At 72.4% G+C, this 3,764-nt stretch carries 2 protein-coding genes; both read left to right on the forward strand.

The window, feature by feature from the left end; genetic code table 11:
- A partial coding sequence (gene hrpA / locus NBW84_RS08660; protein WP_250283431.1) for an ATP-dependent RNA helicase HrpA occupies positions 1–2,602 on the forward strand: 2,602 nt, incomplete at its 5' end.
- Between the two features lie 105 nt (positions 2,603–2,707).
- On the forward strand, positions 2,708–3,754 hold the full coding sequence (locus tag NBW84_RS08665) for an aldo/keto reductase (RefSeq protein ID WP_250283433.1): 1,047 nt from the start codon (positions 2,708–2,710) through the stop codon (positions 3,752–3,754).
- Positions 3,755–3,764: the final 10 nt, after the last annotated feature.

The following is a 3,764-nucleotide window of genomic DNA, read 5'->3' on the forward strand; positions in this document are numbered from 1 at the left end:
GCCGGACAGGCCGCAGGCACAGCCGGACAGGCCGGAGACGCCGGGCCGGGCCGGCGCGCAGATGCGGCTGACCCCGCTGGGGCGCAAGCTGGCGCAGCTCCCCCTCGACCCGCGGCTGGCCCGCATGGTGCTGGCGGCCGGCGACAACGGGTGCGTCCGCGAGGTCATGGTCATCGCCGCCGCGCTGTCCATCCAGGATCCGCGGGAACGTCCCGTCGACGCGCAGCAGGCCGCCGCGGAGAAACACGGCCGCTTCACCGACCCGCAGTCCGACTTCCTCGCCTACCTCAACATGTGGGAGTACCTGCGGGAACAGCAGGAGCAGCTGTCGGGCAACCAGTTCCGCAGGCTGTGCCGGGCCGACTTCCTGAACTACCTGCGGGTACGGGAGTGGCAGGACGTCCACGGCCAGCTGCGCCAGGTCGTGAGAAGTCTCGGAATACCCGTCGGCGGCACCCCAGCCGACCCGCGGAACATCCACCTGGCGCTGCTCGCCGGCCTGCTGTCCCACATCGGCGTCAGGGACGCCGACAAACAGGAGTACCAGGGGGCGCGGGGCTCCCGGTTCGCGGTCTTCCCGGGCTCCGCGCTCTTCCGGAAGCCGCCGCGCTGGCTGGTGGCCGCCGAGCTCGTCGAGACGTCCCGGCTGTGGGCGCGGACCGTCGCGCGCATCGAGCCGGAATGGGCCGAGGCACTCGCGCCGCACCTGGTGAAACGCACCTACAGCGAACCGCACTGGGAGAAGAAGCAGGCCGCCGTGGTCGCCTTCGAGAAGGTGGCCCTGTACGGGCTGCCGCTGGTGGCCTCCCGCCGGGTGAACTACTCCGCGGTCGACCCCGCCCTGTGCCGGGACCTGTTCATCCGCCACGCCCTGGTGGAGGGCGACTGGCAGACGCACCACGCGTTCTTCCACGACAACCGCAGGCTGCTCGACGACGCCGAGGAGCTTGAGCACCGGGCCCGCCGGCGCGACATCGTCGTCGACGACGACACCCTGTTCGACTTCTACGACCAGCGGATCCCCGCCGACGTCGTCTCCGGCCGCCATTTCGACAGCTGGTGGAAGAAGGCCCGCCGCTCCCAGCCGGACCTGCTGGCGTTCTCCGCGCCCATGCTCGTCAGGGCCGGCGCGGACGGCGTCGACGAACGCGACTACCCCGACGCCTGGCGGCACGGGGAGCTGACGCTGGCGCTGTCCTACCAGTTCGCGCCCGGCACGGACGCCGACGGGGTGACCGTGCGCATCCCGCTGCCGCTGCTCAACCAGGTCAGCTCCGACGGCTTCGACTGGCAGGTGCCGGGCCTGCGGGCGGAGCTGGTGACCGCGCTGATCCGCTCGCTGCCCAAGCAGATCCGGCGCGGCTTCGTGCCGGCGCCCGACTACGCCGCGCGGGTGCTCGCGGCGGTGGCCCCGGCGGACGGGCCGCTGCTCGCCGTGCTGGAACGCGAGCTCGAGCGTCTCACCGGGGTGGTGGTGCCGCGGGAGTCCTGGCAGCTCGACCGGGTGCCCGACCATCTCAGGATCACGTTCCGGGTGGTGGACGAGGAGCAGCACACCCTCGCCGAGGGCAAGGACCTGGCCGCGCTCGTCGACCAGCTGGCGCCGACGATGCGCGCGGCGGTCCGCACCGTGGCCGACGGCGTCGAGCGCGACGGCCTGCGCGGCTGGGACTTCGACGCGCTTCCGCAGCTCGTGGAGCGGCAGCGCCCCGGCCCCGGCCGGCCGGCGCGGGCGTATCCCGCGCTGGTCGACCAGGGGAGCAGCGTGGCGATCCGCGTGTTCGCCACCGAGGCCGAGGCGCGCCAGGCCATGTGGCCGGGCTGCCGGCGCCTGCTGCTGCTGAACATGCCGTCCCCGGTCAAGCAGATCAACGCGCGGCTGAGCAACACGGCTAAACTGACGCTGAGTCACCATCCGTACCGTGGCGTCGTCGAGCTGCTCGACGACTGCGTCGCCTGCGCCGCCGACAAGCTGATCGCGGCCGCCGGCGGGCCGGTGTGGGACGCCGACGGGTTCACCAAGCTGCGGGGCATCGTCCAGGCCGACCTGGACGAGACCGCGTTCGACGTGGTGACGAAGGTGGAACGCGTCCTCGCCACGGCGCACACCGTCACCGGGCAGCTGGCCGACTGGCAGGCCCGCACGCAGCCGCAGCCGCAGCCGCAGGCGCAGTCGGCACGGTCGCGGGAGCCCGCCCGGCGGGCGGGGACGAGCGCCGGCCCCGCCGCGCTGGCACCGGCGCTGGACGACATCCGCTCCCAGCTCTCGGGGCTGGTCTATCCGGGTTTCGTCAGCGCCACCGGCTGGCAGCGGCTGCCCGACGTCGCCCGCTACCTGGCCGCGATCGAACGGCGGCTGGAGAAGCTCCCGTCCGACCCGGACCGCGACCGGCAGCGCATGCTGCAGGTCGAGCAGGTGACGCTGGAACACCGGCGGCTGCTCGACCGGACGCCGCCGGACAGCCCGCACCGCGAGGAGCTCCAGCGGATTCGCTGGATGATCGAGGAACTGCGGGTCGGCCTGTTCGCCCAGACCCTGCGCACCGCCTACCCGGTATCGGTGGAGCGCATCTTCCGCGCCCTGGACCAGCTGCCCCTCTGACACCCCTCTGACGTGGGAATTACCGGCCCGTCCGACCGGTTGGGTGCAGATGCGGTGGGGGCTGTGTCGCAACGGAGAGCCAATCTCACGAGGAGCGTGGGGCACGTGTCGCTTCGCCCTTTCGGACGAACCGGAGTCCAGGTCAGTCCGCTGACACTCGGGGCCATGATGTTCGGCGCCTGGGGCAGTCCCGACCATGACGAGAGCATCGCGGTCATTCACCGCGCGCTCGACGCGGGCATCAACGTCATCGACACCGCGGACGTCTACTCACAGGGTGAGTCCGAGGAGATCGTCGGCAAGGCCCTCGCCGGTGGCCGCCGCGACGAGGTGGTGCTCGCGACGAAGTTCCACGGGGTGATGGGCGACCGGCCCAACCAGCGCGGCAACTCCCGGCGGTGGATCGCCCTCGAGGTCGAGAACAGCCTGCGCCGGCTGCGGACCGACTGGATCGACCTCTACCAGGTCCACCGCCCCGAGCCGGGCACCGACTTCGATGAGACCCTCGGCGCCCTCAGCGACCTCGTCCACCAGGGCAAGATCCGCTATATCGGGACGTCGACCTTCGAGCCGTCGGGCATCGTCGAGGGGCAGTGGACCGCCGAGCGCCGCGGGCGCGAGCGCGTCGTGTCCGAGCAGCCGCCCTACTCGATCCTGGCCCGGGGCATCGAGCGGGAGGTCCTGCCGGTCGCGCAGCGCTACGGCCTGGCGGTGATCCCGTGGAGCCCGCTGGCCGGCGGCTGGCTGTCCGGGCGCTACCGCAAGGGCGCCGAACCGCCGGTGTCGCGCCGCAGCGCGCTCGTCCCCGGCCGGTTCGACCTGAGCCGGCCGGCGAACGTCGCCAAGCTCGAGGCGGTCGAGCGGCTGGCCCTGCTGGCCCAGGATGCCGGGCTGTCCCTGATCCACCTGGCCCTCGCCTTCGTCCTGGAGCATCCCGCCGTCACCTCGGCGATCATCGGCCCGCGGACCCTCGAACAGCTCGAGTCCCAGCTCGACGCCGTCAAGGTGACGCTCACACCGGACGTGCTGGACCGTATCGACGAGATCGTCCCGCCGGGTACGACGATCAACCCGGAGGACGCCGGCTACCAGCCGCCGTCCCTGACCAGCCCCGCCGCACGCCGCCGCGGCAACGGCAACGCGGCCCACTGACCGACCACTG

Origin of the sequence: Protofrankia sp. CiP1_Cm_nod2 (assembly GCF_920664355.1) — a bacterium.
Taxonomy (GTDB): domain Bacteria; phylum Actinomycetota; class Actinomycetes; order Frankiales; family Frankiaceae; genus Protofrankia.